The sequence below is a fragment of the Exiguobacterium sp. s145 genome (assembly GCF_018618835.1).
GTDB classification, from domain to species: domain Bacteria; phylum Bacillota; class Bacilli; order Exiguobacteriales; family Exiguobacteriaceae; genus Exiguobacterium_A; species Exiguobacterium_A artemiae.
The window spans coordinates 23,030-40,127 of the sequence record NZ_JACSMV010000011.1 but is presented as its reverse complement, the minus strand read 5'-3'; the positions used below and the strand labels follow the sequence as shown (position 1 = coordinate 40,127).

16 protein-coding genes are annotated in these 17,098 nt (G+C 47.8%); 6 read left to right on the top strand and 10 right to left on the bottom strand.

Annotated elements, in window-relative coordinates; translation table 11 throughout:
* Nucleotides 1-48: 48 nt before the first annotated feature.
* From menC to KNQ07_RS09815, 6 genes are all read right to left on the bottom strand, one after another.
* On the bottom strand, nucleotides 49-1,128 hold the full coding sequence (menC, locus tag KNQ07_RS09840; protein WP_214766399.1) for an o-succinylbenzoate synthase: 1,080 nt from the start codon (nucleotides 1,126-1,128) through the stop codon (nucleotides 49-51).
* Complete coding sequence (gene menE, locus KNQ07_RS09835) at nucleotides 1,125-2,498, bottom strand: o-succinylbenzoate--CoA ligase (RefSeq protein WP_214766397.1); 1,374 nt, start codon at nucleotides 2,496-2,498, stop codon at nucleotides 1,125-1,127. Before menE ends, menC begins: the two co-directional genes overlap by 4 nt.
* A gap of 73 nt (nucleotides 2,499-2,571) precedes the next feature.
* Nucleotides 2,572-3,396, bottom strand: a complete 825-nt coding sequence (menB, locus tag KNQ07_RS09830) for a 1,4-dihydroxy-2-naphthoyl-CoA synthase (RefSeq protein WP_012369530.1) — start codon at nucleotides 3,394-3,396, stop codon at nucleotides 2,572-2,574.
* A complete protein-coding gene (gene menH, locus KNQ07_RS09825) occupies nucleotides 3,393-4,190 on the bottom strand; it encodes a 2-succinyl-6-hydroxy-2,4-cyclohexadiene-1-carboxylate synthase (protein ID WP_214766395.1) in 798 nt (265 codons plus the stop codon). The genes menB and menH overlap by 4 nt, the downstream gene beginning before the upstream one ends.
* The gene (gene menD, locus KNQ07_RS09820) at nucleotides 4,187-5,833 is read right to left on the bottom strand and encodes a 2-succinyl-5-enolpyruvyl-6-hydroxy-3-cyclohexene-1-carboxylic-acid synthase (protein WP_214766393.1); all 1,647 of its coding nucleotides are present in this window, start codon (nucleotides 5,831-5,833) and stop codon (nucleotides 4,187-4,189) included. Before menD ends, menH begins: the two co-directional genes overlap by 4 nt.
* The gene (locus KNQ07_RS09815) at nucleotides 5,823-7,202 is read right to left on the bottom strand and encodes an isochorismate synthase (protein ID WP_214766391.1); all 1,380 of its coding nucleotides are present in this window, start codon (nucleotides 7,200-7,202) and stop codon (nucleotides 5,823-5,825) included. Before KNQ07_RS09815 ends, menD begins: the two co-directional genes overlap by 11 nt.
* Before the next feature lie 160 nt (nucleotides 7,203-7,362).
* Here KNQ07_RS09815 and KNQ07_RS09810 point away from each other — a divergent pair, with 160 nt between their 5' ends.
* The 4 genes from KNQ07_RS09810 to KNQ07_RS09795 all read left to right on the top strand — a co-directional run bounded on the left by KNQ07_RS09810 (nucleotide 7,363) and on the right by KNQ07_RS09795 (nucleotide 10,813).
* Nucleotides 7,363-8,256, top strand: coding sequence for a 1,4-dihydroxy-2-naphthoate polyprenyltransferase (locus tag KNQ07_RS09810; RefSeq protein WP_214766389.1), 894 nt, complete (start codon nucleotides 7,363-7,365; stop codon nucleotides 8,254-8,256).
* Between the two features lie 196 nt (nucleotides 8,257-8,452).
* A complete protein-coding gene (locus KNQ07_RS09805) occupies nucleotides 8,453-9,364 on the top strand; it encodes a guanosine-inosine kinase (RefSeq protein WP_012369535.1) in 912 nt (303 codons plus the stop codon).
* A gap of 27 nt (nucleotides 9,365-9,391) precedes the next feature.
* Complete coding sequence (locus KNQ07_RS09800; RefSeq protein ID WP_012369536.1) at nucleotides 9,392-9,817, top strand: NUDIX hydrolase; 426 nt, start codon at nucleotides 9,392-9,394, stop codon at nucleotides 9,815-9,817.
* An 87-nt stretch (nucleotides 9,818-9,904) separates the two neighbouring features.
* The gene (locus tag KNQ07_RS09795; RefSeq protein ID WP_012369537.1) at nucleotides 9,905-10,813 is read left to right on the top strand and encodes a YihY/virulence factor BrkB family protein; all 909 of its coding nucleotides are present in this window, start codon (nucleotides 9,905-9,907) and stop codon (nucleotides 10,811-10,813) included.
* Between the two features lie 83 nt (nucleotides 10,814-10,896).
* On the opposite strand, the gene KNQ07_RS09790 is transcribed toward KNQ07_RS09795, so the two are convergent.
* Nucleotides 10,897-12,846 (bottom strand): heavy metal translocating P-type ATPase, encoded by a 1,950-nt coding sequence (locus KNQ07_RS09790; RefSeq protein ID WP_214766388.1) that lies wholly within the window; start codon nucleotides 12,844-12,846, stop codon nucleotides 10,897-10,899.
* 187 nt (nucleotides 12,847-13,033) lie between these two features.
* On the opposite strand from KNQ07_RS09790, the gene KNQ07_RS09785 reads away from it, so the two are divergent.
* Together KNQ07_RS09785 and KNQ07_RS09780 are read left to right on the top strand one after the other, a co-directional pair.
* On the top strand, nucleotides 13,034-13,963 hold the full coding sequence (locus KNQ07_RS09785) for a DMT family transporter (protein ID WP_214766386.1): 930 nt from the start codon (nucleotides 13,034-13,036) through the stop codon (nucleotides 13,961-13,963).
* A gap of 162 nt (nucleotides 13,964-14,125) precedes the next feature.
* Nucleotides 14,126-14,413: a hypothetical protein gene (locus KNQ07_RS09780; RefSeq protein ID WP_214766384.1), complete on the top strand. Its 288-nt coding sequence runs from the start codon at nucleotides 14,126-14,128 to the stop codon at nucleotides 14,411-14,413.
* A gap of 40 nt (nucleotides 14,414-14,453) precedes the next feature.
* Here KNQ07_RS09780 and KNQ07_RS09775 read toward each other — a convergent pair whose 3' ends face one another.
* From KNQ07_RS09775 to yfkAB, 3 genes are all read right to left on the bottom strand, one after another.
* A complete protein-coding gene (locus KNQ07_RS09775) occupies nucleotides 14,454-15,638 on the bottom strand; it encodes an MFS transporter (RefSeq protein WP_214766382.1) in 1,185 nt (394 codons plus the stop codon).
* A gap of 40 nt (nucleotides 15,639-15,678) precedes the next feature.
* Nucleotides 15,679-15,861: a hypothetical protein gene (locus KNQ07_RS09770; protein ID WP_012369542.1), complete on the bottom strand. Its 183-nt coding sequence runs from the start codon at nucleotides 15,859-15,861 to the stop codon at nucleotides 15,679-15,681.
* A gap of 79 nt (nucleotides 15,862-15,940) precedes the next feature.
* Nucleotides 15,941-17,053: a radical SAM/CxCxxxxC motif protein YfkAB gene (gene yfkAB, locus KNQ07_RS09765; RefSeq protein WP_214766380.1), complete on the bottom strand. Its 1,113-nt coding sequence runs from the start codon at nucleotides 17,051-17,053 to the stop codon at nucleotides 15,941-15,943.
* Between the last annotated feature and the right edge of the window lie 45 nt (nucleotides 17,054-17,098).

Here is a 17,098-nt window from a genome sequence, read left to right as displayed (position 1 = left end):
ATTATTTATCCTGTCTACTTGACGGGGAGCAGTTCAATACTCCTATTTTTAAAGTTTTTTTGTTGAAACGGCCAATCGTTCGAGCCGTTCCCGGGAAACCGGATGTTCAGCATATCGGATAGACCCGTTTTCGACGATATAGTCCTGTTCGAGTAAATCTTCAATGAAATACTGATCGGTTCCAGACATATCAATCGGATAAGCAAGTCCCGGTAAGGTGGCGAATGCCAACGTTTGGCGCCGTCCAATCCCGCTCTCGAACATGCCGCCTAACCAGTACGATGGCGAAATGCTTCGCACATCGAGCGCTGCTGTCAGACCGCCGAGACGAGCCGGCTTGATATTGATGATTTGACCCGCCTGCAATGTTCGCATCAGTAAAGCATCCTGTGTCGTCTGGATGGATTCATCGAGACAAAGCGGTGTCTTCAGTAAGGAGGCGGCATGCTGATGACTTAACCAGTCGTCAGCGGGAAACGGCTGTTCCATCATCAGCATCGAAAATGTATCCCACTCTTGAAGGAGCGGTAAATCAGCTACCTGAAAACTTCCGTTGGCATCAAACATTAACGGAGCATCCGGAAAAGATTTGCGAACCTGTTCCAAAACCGCAGTATCCGTCGGAGCGAGTTTCAACTTAATCCGTTCGAATCCATCGTTTAATGCTTGACCTACTGCTTCCACCGTTTGCTCGGCTGAGGAGCGACCGAGTGCTTTTCCGCACGGAATCGACCGGTTTTCGTCACCACCGAGGTAAGCGGCAAGAGAGGTCTGCTCCGCTTGGGCAAATAATTCATGAACAGCCCCGTCGAACATGGCTTTTGCCATCTGGTTTCCTTTAATCGGCTGAAAGCGTGCAGCAACGGCAGCGGGTGAGGATAAAGGTGCTGCAGCAAGCAAACGGTACAGGAGCGGGGACAAGGTACGAAGAGAATCCTGTGTTTCCGCCGTGTACCAAGGTGTCTCGAAAGCGACGCCTTCCCCGTAGCCGATGCGTCCTTCCTGGTCGGTCAGCCGTAAAATGGTCGTCCGTCGTTTCGACAAGGTAGAGATGGCGGTCTGCATCGGCTGGCGAAACGTCAGATAGACATCAAACAGCTCCGCACTGCGCAGGGTAATGGTCGTCATAGCGACTCCTTCAGTTGACGGCGAATCAGTTTACCGTTTGCATTGCGCGGTAATGTATCACGGTAAAAGTAGCTGACGGGACATTTATATTTGGCTAGTAATCGTTCCATTTCTTGCCGGACATCAGTTTCTGACAGTGTACTGACGATGAAGGCAACCGGTACCTGCCCCCAGACCGGATCAAACCGTCCAACGACACCGGCTTCCGTGATGCCGGAGATTGATAATAAGGCGGCTTCGACTTCTGCCGGATAAATATTTTCACCACCGGAAATGATCAAGTCGCTTCTTCGATCTAATACATACAGGTAACCGTCGGCATCGATCCGTCCGAGATCACCGGTCTTCAAATAACCGTCAGCAGTAAAAGCGGCGGCTGTCGCTTCCGGATTAGCGAAATATCCGTTCATGACAGTCGGTCCCTTGACTTCAATTTCCTGATACCGATTGATCCGGATTTCCGTCGGAGCGATGGCTTTACCGGCAGAACCGATTTTCCGGATCGCTTCTTCCGGCAGGAGTGTCGCCACTTGTGAAGCGGTTTCGGTCATACCGTATGTTTGCATGACGGGAATGCCGCGGTCTAACGCCCGTGTCAGAATCGGTAACGGGACAGGCCCTCCGCCCGTCAAAACAACGCGTAAATCAAACCGTCGTAATCCGGCTTCGAGCAACCGATCCAACATGACGGAAACTAGAGAAATATGTGTGATGTGTTCTGTCTGGATCCATGTAATGGTCTTGTTCGGTGAAAAATGAGGCTCAAGAATAAGCGGAACACCATAGATGACGGAGCGGTAAACGACGGCGAGACCGCTCATATGAAATAACGGCGTGACGACCAGGAACCGGTCATCCGGATAGGAACCGGTATGGCGGGCCGCATTCATGGCACTTGAAAAATGATTGAGCATTGTCTGTTCGACTGCTTTTGGCCGCCCGGTCGTACCGCTTGTAAATAACATCGACTGAATATAATGTTTTGGCATATGCCGGACGAGAACATCAGGTGCCGGCTTCACGACATGAAACGGCAGCCGTTTAACCGGCGGATCGATCGGACGATCTGAGATGACGAATCGGACATCGGCTTGTTGGAGTTGCAGATGGACTTCCGCTTGGCTCAGACGAATATTGATCGGAACAATCGTCAATTCAAGCAATTGAGCCGCGTGGACAGCAATGATATAGCTGCTGCTTGAAGGACCGTATAAAGCGATGCGGTCACCGCGTGACAGCAGGGGAGCCCAGGAACTGGCGAGTTCATGCGCTTTTGTATAAAGGGCAGACCAGGTCAGACGCTCGTTGTCCGTGATGAGGGCAAGATCATCCGGCTGTTCTTTGGCACGCGTGTAAATCCAAGGATACACGGATTGTCACTTCCTTTCTGAATGATGATAAGAAAAAGGTTCAAACGTCTTTCGACATTGAACCTTTTTTGTATTATGGGAATCGTGGGAACTGTCCGAAGTCAGGATCACGTTTTTCTTTAAACGCGTCACGGCCTTCTTTTGCTTCCTCTGTCGTGTAATACAGTAACGTGGCGTCACCTGCAAGTTGTTGAATACCTGCAAGGCCGTCTGAATCGGCATTAAACGCAGCTTTTAAGAAACGAAGTGCTGTTGGTGAATGCTGAAGGATTTCAGAACACCATTGGATTGTTTCCTGCTCCAAATCAGCCAGTGGAACGACCGTATTGACGAGACCCATATCAAGTGCTTGTTGGGCATCGTATTGACGGCAAAGGTACCAGATCTCACGTGCTTTCTTATGACCAACGACGCGAGCGAGGTAACCAGAACCATAACCAGCATCAAACGAACCAACTTTAGGACCAGTTTGTCCAAATTTGGCGTTGTCTGCTGCGATCGTCAAATCACAGACGAGGTGAAGAACATGTCCGCCACCGATTGCATAGCCTGCTACCATAGCGATGACCGGTTTCGGAATAACACGGATCAGACGTTGTAAATCAAGGACATTTAAGCGCGGGATTTCATCCTCACCGACATAACCACCATGTCCGCGAACTTTTTGGTCGCCGCCTGAACAGAAAGCAAGATCGCCTTCACCGGTTAAGACGATGACACCGACGTTTTGATCGTCACGTGCACGTGAAAAAGCATCGATCAATTCGTGAACCGTCTTCGGACGGAAAGCATTCCGTACTTCTGGACGGTTGATTGTAATTTTAGCAATCCCATTCCATTTTTCATACTTGATGTCTTCGTAGCTACGGGCAGCTGCCCATTCTGGAACGTATCTCATTTCAATTCCCCCATTTGATTAATTAAGAGTAGTTTCTCTACTATTGTAACAAACTTTTCCGGTTGGTCGATATGTGGGGCATGTGATGCACCTTCAATTAAATGAATTTTTTCCGATGGAGCGGCTTCGATGGCAATTTTTTTAAATTTATCATCGTCGTTTCCGACAATCCAATCAATCGAGGAGGTGTCAAGTAAATGCCAGACCGGAGCCATATTGCCGGTTCCTTGAGCGATCAAAGAAGCGGCCAGCCCCTCCGGTGATTGGGCAAGGCGTCCACGGCGAATCGATTCTTGTACTTCAACCGGCAGATGACGTTGGCTTGCAAACAGCGGGAGCGACTCCCAATAATCGATGAAATCGGCTAAACCATCTGTCAGTAAACGATCAGCGAGACGACGGTCGGCTTGACGGCGTAATCGTCGCTCATGTGCCGACCGGAGACCGGGAGTCGTGCTGACAGCAATCGTCTGCTTTACCTGTTTCGATGTCGCAGCAAGCAGAAGCGCGATTCGTCCGCCCATCGAATAACCGAGAACGGACCAGTCTTCCTTACGGGTCGCAAGCAAACTTTTTAAATCTTTTACTTGTTCCGTCAAGCGCATACGTTGATAAGAAGCGGATGCGGTACGGCCGTGGCCGAGCAAATCAATCCGGTAAACGGTATAGTCTGACTGCAACCGGCTTCCGAACAGATCCCATGTGGCACTGCTCCCGGTGAAACCGTGCAACAGCAAAAGCGGCGGACCGCTTCCGCTGATCTCGACATGGTATTCCTGATGCCGCAGTTTCATCGGAACGTCTCCTGCAGTGCCTCGTTTGTCTGCTCCCAAATCAAACGGTGCAGGCGGACATTCTCCGGACGATCGGTGACGATTTCCAAGACCCGTGTCGCAGTCGCTTGTTGTTGCAGGGTCGAATGAAGATGCGTAATCGAGGAAATCCGTTCATACTCGACACCGTAACCGGCAGCAAGATGACTGAAATCAACGTCTTGTGCTGTTCCGAATAAAGGTTCGAACAACGCCGGATCGAGATTTTGTTGCGGCAGAAAACTGAAAATCCCGCCACCCGTGTTATTCACTAACAGAATCGTAATCGGAACGGTCTGCGCCATCAGCAATCCGTTGATATCATGCAAGAACGCCAGGTCACCGACAAGCAGATAACGGTTTTCGGCTTCATAGGTCGCGCCGAGAGCACTTGAAAGAATGCCGTCAATGCCATTGGCACCCCGGTTGGCAAGAATACGAAGCGGTGTCCCCATCGGTAAAAAGGTATCCAAGTCCCGAATCGGCATACTGTTCGAAACAAACAGACTGCCGTCTGTTAAATCATTTAATGCCCGGACGACATTATATTCCGTCAGCTGATTGGCATCCAGAGAAGAAAAAACAGTCTGTACGGTGTTCTCTGCCCGTTGCAGGGTCTCGAGATAAGAGGTTTCATGCACGGTCACAGGAGCGGTTTTCAGTTGGCTCGGATGACCGCTTAAAAAATGAGCCTGCAACTGGGGATCGCGCCAGTTTCCGGGATGGCCGAGAACTGTCGTCGGAATTCCTTTTGACCAAAGCAGATACGGTTTTGAGGTCGGCATCGCACCGAATCGTAAAATGTGTTCCGGGCGGATTTTATCGTGAATCGCTGTTGCCTTTAACCACGTATCGTAATAGCCGAAAACCGTATCGTTGGAAGAACGGCGGCCTTGACTCAACGGATCGGCCAAAACAGGAATTCGTGCACGGTTTGCATAGTCCAGAATGATTTGTGTATCGGCAAGAGAAATTTGAGGTCCGATGACAATCAAAAGACGCGAGATTGATAAAATTTCAATGAGTTTTTCGGTAGGATTTTCCGCCTGTGGTTGATTCAGTTGTCCGACAGGCTGACCCGTTTGTAAGAGATCCAGTTCGGGAATTAATGGTTCCCGAAGCGGAATATTGATATGAACCGGACCGGCGGGCTCTGAAAGCGCGAGAAGAACGGCTCGTTCCGCCGCGTGCTGGACGTAAGGAAGAGCAGTCTCTTCCGGTAACGGCAAATCAAAGGCATGGCGGACCTGTTTTCCGTAGAGAGCGACTTGATCGATTGCTTGGGGTGCGCCGACACCACGCAACTCGTGGGGGCGATCCGCCGTCAATACGATCAAAGGCAGCTCGAAAATATTGGCTTCCGTCACGGCCGAATAATAATTCGTAGCTGCTGTTCCACTCGTACAAATCAGGGCGACCGGACGCAAGACATCCTCCGTCCGTGTCAAACCAAGGGCAAAAAAACTAGCCGACCGTTCGTCGATGAGGACGTGGGTACGGCTAAAAGGGTGAAGAAAGGCAGCGATGGCAAGTGGTGTCGAACGGGATCCGGGACTGATGACGAAATCCCGGACACCGCTTTTCACTAAATTATCGATTAATGCGTGCATCCATTTACTCAACATAAATATCATCCTTTTCTATCGTACAGAGATGCGACAGAGCCTGCAGCATCGGTGATAGTTTCGTTTCGGTTTCTTCGAGTTCACTGTGAAGAACGGATCCTTCGACGAGTCCACAACCGGCATAAAGAACAGCCGAGCGATCGGTAAACAGACCGGAGCGGATGGCGACGATGAACTCACCGTTTTCCTGTCCGTCCATCCAACCGACGGGAGAACCGTACCAGCCACGCTCGAACGTTTCAATTTCGCGGATGGCGGCGACGGCTTCCTCTTTTGGTTCTCCACCGAGAGCAGGTGTAGGGTGAAGTTTTTCAATCAGCTGAAAGAGACTGACTTCAGGTGACAGCGTAGCGTTGATCGGAGTGTACAGATGCTGGATGTGACGATTCTTCAGCAACATCGGTTCATCCGGTTTGTCGATCGTCGTCGAGAGTCCTTGGAGTGTCTGTTCGATTGAATCAACGACAATCGCATGTTCATGACGGTTTTTGTCGTCCTGTAACAGCGACTGTCCGAGTGCGGTATCTGTCGTCTCGATGGCATGTCGAGGAGCAGATCCGGCGACGGCAGCTGTCTTAAGTTCAAGACCGGATTTTAAAATCAATCGTTCCGGTGTCGCACCAAGGAAAGCTTCGTCTGCCGTCGGTTGAAAGAAGAAGATATAGCTGCCTGGCTGCGATGATTCGAGTTCCTGAACAAGTCCGGCCAAGTCGATCGGTTGATCAAGCTCGTAGACGACTTCACGGGCCAAGACGATTTTTTTGAGTGATGTTTTTAAGAGTTGTGTCGCTTGATGGAAAGAAGCTTCGAAAGCATCATTTCCGTCACGCGTCAGTCGAATCCGGGTCACGAACCGGTCGGATTTTGGAGTATGCAGTTCTGCATATTCGACAGCCAACTGATTGAGGATTTTTTCTACGTTAGATTGCGGTTCAACGAACGCAAAAACCGTTACCGTCGTACGACCATGTTGTTCCAGATAAAGATACTTCGGAATGGTCATTGAAGCTTCCCCAAAAGAAGACCAACGAAATTCAGTGTGTTTCAGTTCCGAAAAAGAGAAGCCGCAAAAGGCAAATAAATCGGTGCCGACATGATCCCGATTCAAATTTGACCACATGGACTGCATCCGTAAAAACCGGTCCTGTCCTGCTGTTTTTAATTGTTGCGTAATACCAAAACCGATGGCGCGCATCGATCGATCAGGTGTCGTAAAATAAAAGCGTTCTTCCGTCCCGAATGACAGCGCGCTAACATCCTGCGCCTCGACATTCCAAGAATACGCGGCGATGATAGACCGTTGATATGCATTCGCATGACCAACAGCACGTTCAATACATTGTTTAAGCTCATGTTGAGCGTAGGCCATACCGCTCATTGCCCCCTAGTCTAAAGATACTGTGATACGTTTCACTTATTCTCAGTGTAAACTTTTTATGTGAAAAAAAGAAGGAATAAGCTATCTTGGATTGAGCATTGACAGTAAAAAACGAAACCCGATACACTTAGACAGGAAAGGGGTTTATTATATGAATAAATCAATCGCTGTATACTGGCGAATGACACGACCACATACGCTGACGGCAAGTTTTGTACCTGTCGTCGTAGGAACGGCCATTGTGGCACCGCGGATCGAATCGTTACGGATGGATCTGTTTTTTGCCATGTTGATCGCATCGATGCTGATTCAGATTGCGACGAACTTATTTAATGAATATTACGACTACAAGCGCGGGCTTGATACGGAAAACTCGGTGGGCATCGGCGGATCGATTGTCCGTGACGGTTTTAAACCGGGAACGATTTTGGCGTTTGCCTTCTCGTTGTATGGTATTTCGGCCTTGCTTGGTATCTATTTGTGCCTTGAAACAACATGGTGGTTACTACTAATCGGCATCGTGTCGATGTTCGTTGGTTACATCTATACGGGCGGACCGTTACCGATCGCCTACACACCATTCGGGGAAATCGTCGCCGGTTTCTTCATGGGCTATGTCATCATCGCGATTTCAGCTTATTTGCAGATCGGGTATGTTCCGACGGAAGCGATCGCCATTTCGATTCCGGTATCGATTTTAATCGGCTCGATTTTGCTCGCAAATAACATACGGGATCTCGACAATGATAAAGTCAACGGCCGAAAGACAATCGCCTGTTTAGTCGGGCATCAAAAAGCCGTTTATGTCCTGATTGCCTTTTTTGCCGCTGCAATCATCTCACTTTTGATTGCCGTACTGGCCTTTAACGTCACCTGGTGGGCATTGCTTGCTCTTTTAAGCATTCCGCTGATGATCAAAGCCGTAAAATTATTCTGGCGTGATCTGCCACCGCAGGAATTGATGCCGGGTATGGCTCAGACCGGAAAGGTCAATACGATTTTCGGATTATTGCTTGCGATCAGTTTGACGATTGCCAACTTGTGACCGGAAAACTGTTTTTATGAACGGAATCCCGAATGATGGACGGATAAAACTGTCTTCGTCGGGATTTTTTTGTTGGTATAGTCAATGGTTTGATTGGTTGTAACAGTTTTGAAATTTTACTATAATGGAAGCAATGTGCCTAGAACGCGTATAAAATCCTTCGGGTTCATGAAATTTTTTTAGAGGTGGAACAGGAATGAATAAAATTGCGGTAATCGGAAAAGTATTCGTCGACATAAAAGGAACTTCGTTTGCGCCTTTGCATAAGGATGCCAAAAACGTCGGGGATATCACCTTCTCGAACGGTGGTACAGGACGAAACGTAGCACAAAATCTAGCTGTTCTCGGAAATGATGTTCGTTTTATCTCGACGGTTACGAACGATCAAATTGGTGTCGGGGTACTTGAAGAGTTAAAATCTTACGGCGCCAACGTCGATCATGTAGAGATGCTCGAAGATCATGGAATGGGAATGTGGCTTGCAGTGATGGACAATGAAGGAGATTTGCAGACGTCGATTTCCAAACAACCGGACGCCAAACTCCTTGAAGAAGCCATTCTTCGCCAATCTGTCTATGCGCTGGACGGAGTGGACGCAGTCGCAATCGATTTGGATTTATCGGTTACAGTGCTTGAACGATTGATTCACATCTGCCGCAAAATGGAGTTGCCGCTTTATGGTGTCTGTGGACATTTGAGTGTCATTGAACGCAACCGTCATCTGTTGCAAGGATTCACAGGATTCATCTGCAGCCGTGAAGAAGCTGAAATTTTATCGGATTTATCGATTGTGACGGTAGAAGACGCAATCCATGTAGCGAACGAACTGGCGAAAAAAGGAGCCCCTTTCACCGTGGTCACGATGAGTGAGTTAGGTGCTGTTTATGTCGATCGCCGGACGGCTACTTCCGGTCATGTCGGAACAAAAAAAGTGAAAGTAGTCGACTCAACAGGTGCAGGAGATTCATTCTTTTCCGCTGTTCTTTCCGAATTGACGGAATCGAAGCGGGCAGAAGAGGCACTACAGCTTGGAATGAAAGTTGCCGCACAAGTCATTGCATCGACGGAAAACGGACTGATTCCGGAAATGCTTGAGACCCTTCGTTGAGTCCTCAGCTTGTGAGGAGGAGAATCAATGCCGATTCAAAGAAGTGCGATTATTTTAATTAATGAAGCAGATGAAGTTGCCTTGATTCGTCGGGATAAACCGGGTGAGACGTATTATGTATTCCCCGGCGGTGGACGGGAAGCCGGAGCGACACTGGAAGAAACGGCGATTCGGGAAGCCCATGAAGAGCTTGGTGTGGACGTAGAACTTGAAGGTGTTGCTGCGAACGTTCACTTTAACGGCTTGGAAAATCCGTATTACTGGGCAAAAATAACGGGTGGTGTATTCGGGACGGGAACCGGAGAAGAATTCGAAGATGAGTCGTCCGGGTATACACCGTTGTGGATCAAACGCGAAGCGTTAACCGATTTACCGATTCGTCCGACATCGCTTGTGCAGGAATTGACTAAGATGACGGATCGTTTCTATAATATCGAGCTCAAGGATAATTGAGGTTTTAGTTGAAATAAACAGGGAAAAAGTATAGTAAGACAATGAGGTGGTCCTAGACTGCCTCTTTTTTATGAAGGAGAGATGACGATGGCACATACACGTGATCCTAAAGGATTAGCCTTGAATCTAAAGCAACGGATGTCCGATCACAACATTACGGATTATGCAGGAACACTTGCATATTATTGGTTTTTATCCATTTTTCCAGGTATCATTTTTGTTATTTCAGTATTATCATTCTTTGACATTGATCAACAGACGCTTGAATCCCAAATTCGTGATTTAGCGCCGGGTGGGTCGGTGAATACGTTTACTGATGTCATTTTCCAGGCCATTAAAGAACCACAGGGCGGTCTCCTATCCGTCGGTGCGATTCTTGCCATCTGGTCGGCGTCAAAAGGTGTCGATCGTCTGATTACGACCGCGAACCATGCGTACGGAGATTTCTCGCCGCGCGGATTCGTCGCAGCCCGTGGAATCGCCTTGATTTTAACGATTGTTCTCGGTATCGGCATGTTGCTGTTGATCGTCTTGAACGTTTTGGGCGGTCCGATTATCAGCTACTTAGCCAACTTTGTCATTCCGATTGATATGGGACAAAAAATTCTGCTGACGGTATTGCGGTATGCCATTTCCACTGTACTGTTGATTCTGATTTTGTCGATTTTCTACCGTGTTGCGCCGAAACGTCCCATTACATTTAAGGAAGCCATTCCGGGAGCTGTCTTTGGTGTCATCGTGTGGCAACTGTTATCGGTTGGATTCGGATTTTATGTCTCGAATTTTTCGAACTATAACCAAACGTACGGTTCACTCGGAAGTGTCGTCATTGTACTGTTGTGGTTGTATTTTACAGGACTCATCATTTTACTCGGATCTGAACTGAACGCCTCGTGGGAACGGTTCATGAAAAAAGCAGATCCGCAAAAAATGGAAGAAAAACGATTAAAAGAACAGGCGGATCTGGACTCGATTCCGACCAATACGTTTGGCTGATTTTAATCGTCCCGTATTTTGAGCGACCGTACCAAAAAAGCATCTACTGTCGATAATCCGACGGTAGATGCTTTTTGATTGGATTAAGCTGCCGCTTGTTTTGAAAGCGGAGCATGAATTTTCTGAGACGGCGTATCTTTTTGGAGCAGGCGTAATCCGTTCAAAATGACGAGGATTGTAGAACCTTCATGACCGACTACTGCAAACGGCATGATCAGGAACTGTGACAAGTTCGAAATGATTAACAACAGGATGACGCCGATGGCGAGCGTGATATTTTGTTTGACGACACGATTCATTTTACGCGCTTTGTTGACAGCGTAAGCGAGGCGTCCTAAATCGTTTTTCATCAAAACGACATCGGCTGTCTCAAGAGCAGCATCGGTTCCTTCACCCATTGCAATCCCGACGTGAGCCAAGGCAAGGGCGGGAGCATCGTTAATTCCGTCTCCGACCATCGCAACGGTTTTTCCTTCAGTCTGATACTGCTTGATATAACGGACTTTGTCTTCAGGAAGACATTCCGCTACATAATCCGTCAGACCTGCTTCTTTCGCAATCGCAGCGGCAGTCACCGGGTTATCCCCGGTCAACATGATCGTTGTGATACCGAGAGCATTTAAAGAGGTGATGGCTGTTTTGGCTTCAGGACGAATCGTGTCCCGTAATGCGTAAAGCGCAATGATTGATTGTCCGTTGCTGACATAAACCATCGTATTTCCTTGTTCTTTTAAGGTTTGCTCCATCGATAGGAAAGGATCAATTAATCCTTCGTGGAACGCATATTTTCCGATCCGGTATGTCTGACCGGAAACCGTGGCTTCGATTCCGTAGCCGGTCACATCCTTAAAAGTGGATGGGTCGATGATATCCGTTTTTAAATGCGTGACAATCGCTTGTGCGAGCGGATGATTCGATTGTGCTTCGATGGACGCGACCGCTTGTTTGACGGCGAATGCATCCACTCCGTCAGCATAATGGCTTTCCGTGACGACAGGTTTTCCGGTCGTTAATGTTCCGGTTTTATCAAAGACGATCGTATCGACTTGTCCGAGTGTCTCGATGTGTGCACCACCTTTAAATAAAACACCGTTTCGGGCAGAGGCAGCGATTGCTGCCAAAGCAGCTGGTGTAATCGAAGCGACCAAAGCACAAGGAGAAGCGACGACAAGCAAAATCATAGCCCGGTAAATGCTCGTTTCAAATGTCCAACCAATTAAGTAGTGGGGAACGACCATCATCAAAGCAACGACGAGTAAGACGATTTTGACATAACGGCTTTCGAACCGTTCAATGAATTGTGCAGAGGGTGATTGCTCGCTTTGAGCGTTTTGAACCATATGAATGATTTTTTGGAACAACGACTCGTCTGCAGCTTTTGTCATCTCAATCGTCAAAACACCGTTCATATTGACGGTTGAATTGTAGACGGTATCCCCGACATGTTTCTCGACAGGAATCGATTCGCCTGTAATCGAGGCTTCCTCAATGGCGGCTTGACCGCGGATGATCGTTCCATCGACAGGGATGCGTTCGCCCGGTCGGACATAGACCAGTTCGCCGACAATCAATTGCTCAAGGCCGACAACTTCAAGCTTACCGTCAGCGTTTAAACGAGTAGCTTCTTCCGGTTGCAGGGACATCAAACTTTGTAATGCCCGTTCGTTTTTATTCATCGTATAGGTTTCAAGGGCACCGGATAAAGCAAAGATGAAAATCAAGATAGCACCTTCCATCCAGTAACCGATCGCCGCTGCACCGATGGCAGCCAAGATCATCAACAATTCTACGTTTAAGGTTTTATCATGATACGTTTCGGTTAAACCTTCTTTTGCTTTCGCATAACCGCCGATCAAATAAGCGGAGAGATAAAGCGTGACATAACCGGCAGCCGGAATGTTGAGCTTCTCGAGTGTGTAGGCAATTAAAATCAATATTCCACTAAAGAGTGCTAAAATCAATTCGTGATGTTCCTCCCAAGCATGGCGGAGAGCGGAACGCTGATGGACATCAGTAGTAGTAGAGGTAGTCATATGGGAAAACTCCTTTCAAGTCTAAATGAGAAAAGAAATCATTATGTTAAAACAATGAGAATGTTAATTACCAACGTTTTCTCATGAATGATAATGAGTTTCATTGTCGCTAGATTATAATAATTATTATCTGTAAAACTACTATACCATGTCTATGTCAAAAGGAACAGGAAAGGAATCAGTAAAAATGAAAAAAATATTGACCGATCGATTTGGTATGGTTGTGCTCGCTTTAGTGACGACATTCCTTTGGGGAAGTGCATTTCCCTTCATTAAAAAAAGTTATGCTTTACTTGCCATCACCTCAACCGAATATGGAGAACAGCTGTTGTTTGCCAGTTACCGTTTTTTCCTCGCCGGTGTCTTATTGTTAATTGTCAGCGTCCTGATATTTAAACAGCCGATTACGTTGAAAAAGCGGACACTCGCTTACAGCCGGCTTGGTTTCTTCTTGACGTTTCTCCAGTATGTGTTTTTTTACATCGGGCTCTCCTTATCAACAGGCGTGCAAGGATCAATCATTGCCGGATCGACTTCCTTCTTTCAAATGTTGCTCGCTCATTTCCGGTATGAAGACGACCGGTTAAATCGATTTAAGGGACTCGCTTTATTTTTAGGATTTACAGGCGTCATTTTAGCGAACTGGCCGCAAGGGTCTGCCGGTGTCTCGTTTGGTGCCGGAGAAATCCTGTTGATTTTAGCGATGATTTCCGGGGCATTCGGAAATTTGATCGCCAAGGAATATTCAGCCAGTTATCCGGTCGCCCCGATGACAGGTTGGGCCATGGTCATTGGATCAATCGGCTTATTCACCGTCGGAGCGGTCTTAAATGGAGACTGGTTCCCGTTTAACTTCACCAGTACGACCGTCTGGATGCTGATCTATTTAGCGTTCTTGTCAGCGACGGGATTCACATTGTGGAATCTCTTGATGAAATACAATCCGGTCAGCCGGGTGTCATTGTTCATGTTTTTTGTACCGATTTACGGTGTGACGTTATCCGCGCTCATTCTCGGGGAATCCATTCCACCCCAGGCATTCCTTGGATTAGTATTTGTAGTCGCCGGTATTTTGGTCTCGACCTATCTGCCGGTTTGGTTTCAAAAGCGCAGTTGACGAAGATTCTGAATCGTGCAAAAATAGTCTCAATCAATCTGCTATTTTTAATCGTTCGTTGCTAAGCCGACTCGTTCGGCTTTTTCTGTACGGTCATAAAACCACCGATTCGGCCTTGCTGCAAAGGCTAGTGCAACTAAAAAACGAGAGGAGATGAAAGAAGTGGAACGGAATGAGATCGTTCGAAAGATCATTGCCAACCGTCGTCCGCGGGATGAGTTTGCCCGGTTTGTCGTCACTTGTGTCAGTCAACAATTAAAGGAGACGCATGGAAATGTCGGTGTGGAAATCGTTGAGGCGGAAAGAGGATACGACTCCATTTGGTCAATCAACGGTCGAGAGGTCGTCGTCTTGCTGGAAACGGAAGAATTGAAACGGGCAAAAGAACAACCGTATGCAATCGACGATAAGCTCTGGCGCAGTTTTCGACAAGAAGGAATCGTGAAATAAAAAGACGGTCGTTCCGCATGGGACGATCGTCTTTGTTTGTTTACGACGAGCGGGGAGTCTTTGACTGAAAAAGAAGATAGGCGAGTGTCGCGAGAACGAGGACGAACAAAATAAAATAAAATCCCGGAGGTAACATGACGAACAAACTACCGGAAATCGGTCCGAGAATCGAACCGAGACTAAAGGAAATCCCGGCAAGCAGGTTACCGGTCGGCAACAGATGACTGGGTAACTGTTCCGTCATGTAAGCGACGCCGAGCGAATAAGTCGAGCCGAGTGCCATACCGCTGACAGCAAAAATCATAAATAATGCTCCGTAACTTTGAAAGAAAAAACAGGCTGCCAAAAACGCAAACGCTCCGATACTGAGGACGGTAATCAGCGTCCGTCGTTTTCCGAAATGATCAGCGAGACGTCCGAGGGGTAATTGCATCAATAAAGAGCTGACGACAAATGTCGTAATTAGACTGCTTGTCTGAGATAATTCATAACCGTTTCGTGTTGCGAAGACCGGGAAGCTGGCATTTAATGTTGCTTCCAAAAAACCATAGGTGAAGCCGGGCAACAATGTAAACCAAGCGCTCGTCAGGACAAGACGGTAACGGGAAGCGGCGGACTGAAGTTCTTCTGGCATGATATCAGAAGGTTTTTCATTCGGTAACCGTCTTAAAGCAATCAAAACGAGAACGGTTAATGTTCCCGTCAGAACGAACGGCAGCCAACTGATCCAGTCGACAAGCGGCGCTGCGAGTGGACCAAGAGCGAAACCGAGACCAAAGGCCATACCGTACAGAGACATCGTCCGGCCGAGTTTATGATTGGGTGTAATCGATGTGACCCATACTTGAGAACCGTAATGGAGGGTTTGATCCCCGAAGCCGACTGCAAATCGTAACACCATCCAAGCGAGAACGCTTGGGATGAGCGGAAAAGCAAAGACGGCAACAGCCACTAAGATAAGCCCGAACGAGATGACAGGAACATACCCGTGGCGGCGTAACGGCTTTTCCATTAAAGGCGCTGCGACGATGACACCGACATACAGTACAGCAGCACTCAGTCCGTTTATGTAAGCAGGTGTTCCCTGACGTTCAAGCAAAATGGAAAGAAGAGGGATGAGTAACCCTTGAGTAAAACCAGAAATAAATACAATCGAAAGAATCAGAGCAAAACGACGTGACAAAACAAACAACTGCCTTTCTTTTTTTTTGTTTAAGCATAACATGCCCCGGCTGTACGATTGTACACCGGGGCATGTCACACTGTTATGGTTTATTTTGTTCAAAGCGTGTCGGGCGGGGCATGTGTAAAAGGTGCTCGTCCCAGTCCGTTTGGTCAAACACTTCGTCGTGTTCGATACTGTGAGACGCCCGAATCCCGATCATCATGATTCCAAGTACCATACTGAACATCCCGATAATTGCAACGATTCCAACAAGCCATTCCATTTTGAAACCCCCTTCGAACAAGGAAAGTGTGGCGACTTTGTGACAAACTTTTCCCGTTTTAAAAGAGACTCAAACCTGCTTACAGGCGACTGGATTGTTTCAGGAAATCGACTTCCGGATAATAGGCATTTTTGACGAGTGCATTTGGACCGAGGCACTGAACGGCAGGACAGTGACAGGATAAACTCTGATTGAGTTCTGTTTGTTGCCACATCGCATAAGCTTCGTTAAATGATGTGTCATGAATCGTTCCGAGTGAAGCGAGTTCGTCGCCGAAATCCGTCACGATGATTTCACCGTCAAAGATATTGACGTTCAGACGTGAACGACCGTCAGGATCATTTCGGACGGAAACATTTGGTTCCCGGCGGAGGCGGCGGTGGAGCGCTAAATCTTCTTCTTTCATCGAGCAGGCATAAAACGGCAGTGTCCCGAACAGCATCCAGACGTCCGGATCCCGGACATCAAGCAGACGATGGATGCCGTCACGGATTTCATCCAGACTGGCGGCTTCAATCATCGAGGCGAAATCGGCGGGGTACATAGGATGCACTTCATGCCTGACGCATCCCATTTCGACGATTTCCTGGTGGATGGCTTCGAGGTGAGGCAGTGTTCGTTTGTTAATCATCGTCTCGGCAGAAACAAGGACCCCGCGTGCATTCAGAATCCGGGCATTTTCCTTCATCTGTTCAAACAGTTTTGTCCGTGCTTCGCGCGACGGTTTCCGTTCCATCATTGCAAATCCGCCATCAATGAAATCGTCTGCGGTTCCCCAGTTATGAGAAATATGTAAGACGTCAAGATACGGGATGATCAGCTCATACCGGGAAAGGGGAAGTGTTAAATTTGAATTGATTTGGGTTTTAGCTCCCCGTTCGTGGGCATACTTAAGTAAAGGCACAACATATTCCCGGACCGATTTCATCGACAGCATCGGTTCGCCGCCTGTAATCGAAAAGGCACGCAGATGTTCAATCTCATCCAGTCGTTTGATAAGCAGTTCGACCGGAATCGTGGGTGTTTCGCTGTTCGACAACATATAGCCGACGGCACAATGTTCACAGCGCATGTTACAAAGGGTTGTCGTCGTGACTTCGATGTTCGTCAGTCGGGCTTGTCCATACTGTTCGATATCACGGTACGCTTCCCACGGATCATTTTTGATGGTGATGGGTGATTTTAATGACATGATACATTTTCCTCCTTTTTAGGCTCCACTACGTATCGTATGCTA

Bases quoted from the DNA above. Each gene is read 5' to 3' on its own strand.
- KNQ07_RS09795 (WP_012369537.1), top strand. From the start codon at position 9,905: ATGGCACATACACGTGATCCTAAAGGATTAGCCTTGAATCTAAAGCAA.
- KNQ07_RS09790 (WP_214766388.1), bottom strand. From the start codon at position 12,846: ATGACTACCTCTACTACTACTGATGTCCATCAGCGTTCCGCTCTCCGC.
- KNQ07_RS09775 (WP_214766382.1), bottom strand. From the start codon at position 15,638: ATGTTATGCTTAAACAAAAAAAAAGAAAGGCAGTTGTTTGTTTTGTCA.
- menC (WP_214766399.1), bottom strand. From the start codon at position 1,128: ATGACGACCATTACCCTGCGCAGTGCGGAGCTGTTTGATGTCTATCTG.
- yfkAB (WP_214766380.1), bottom strand. From the start codon at position 17,053: ATGTCATTAAAATCACCCATCACCATCAAAAATGATCCGTGGGAAGCG.
- KNQ07_RS09770 (WP_012369542.1), bottom strand. From the start codon at position 15,861: ATGGAATGGCTTGTTGGAATCGTTGCAATTATCGGGATGTTCAGTATG.
- KNQ07_RS09805 (WP_012369535.1), top strand. From the start codon at position 8,453: ATGAATAAAATTGCGGTAATCGGAAAAGTATTCGTCGACATAAAAGGA.
- menD (WP_214766393.1), bottom strand. From the start codon at position 5,833: ATGTTGAGTAAATGGATGCACGCATTAATCGATAATTTAGTGAAAAGC.
- menH (WP_214766395.1), bottom strand. From the start codon at position 4,190: ATGAAACTGCGGCATCAGGAATACCATGTCGAGATCAGCGGAAGCGGT.
- KNQ07_RS09785 (WP_214766386.1), top strand. From the start codon at position 13,034: ATGAAAAAAATATTGACCGATCGATTTGGTATGGTTGTGCTCGCTTTA.
- KNQ07_RS09800 (WP_012369536.1), top strand. From the start codon at position 9,392: ATGCCGATTCAAAGAAGTGCGATTATTTTAATTAATGAAGCAGATGAA.
- KNQ07_RS09815 (WP_214766391.1), bottom strand. From the start codon at position 7,202: ATGGCCTACGCTCAACATGAGCTTAAACAATGTATTGAACGTGCTGTT.
- KNQ07_RS09810 (WP_214766389.1), top strand. From the start codon at position 7,363: ATGAATAAATCAATCGCTGTATACTGGCGAATGACACGACCACATACG.
- menB (WP_012369530.1), bottom strand. From the start codon at position 3,396: ATGAGATACGTTCCAGAATGGGCAGCTGCCCGTAGCTACGAAGACATC.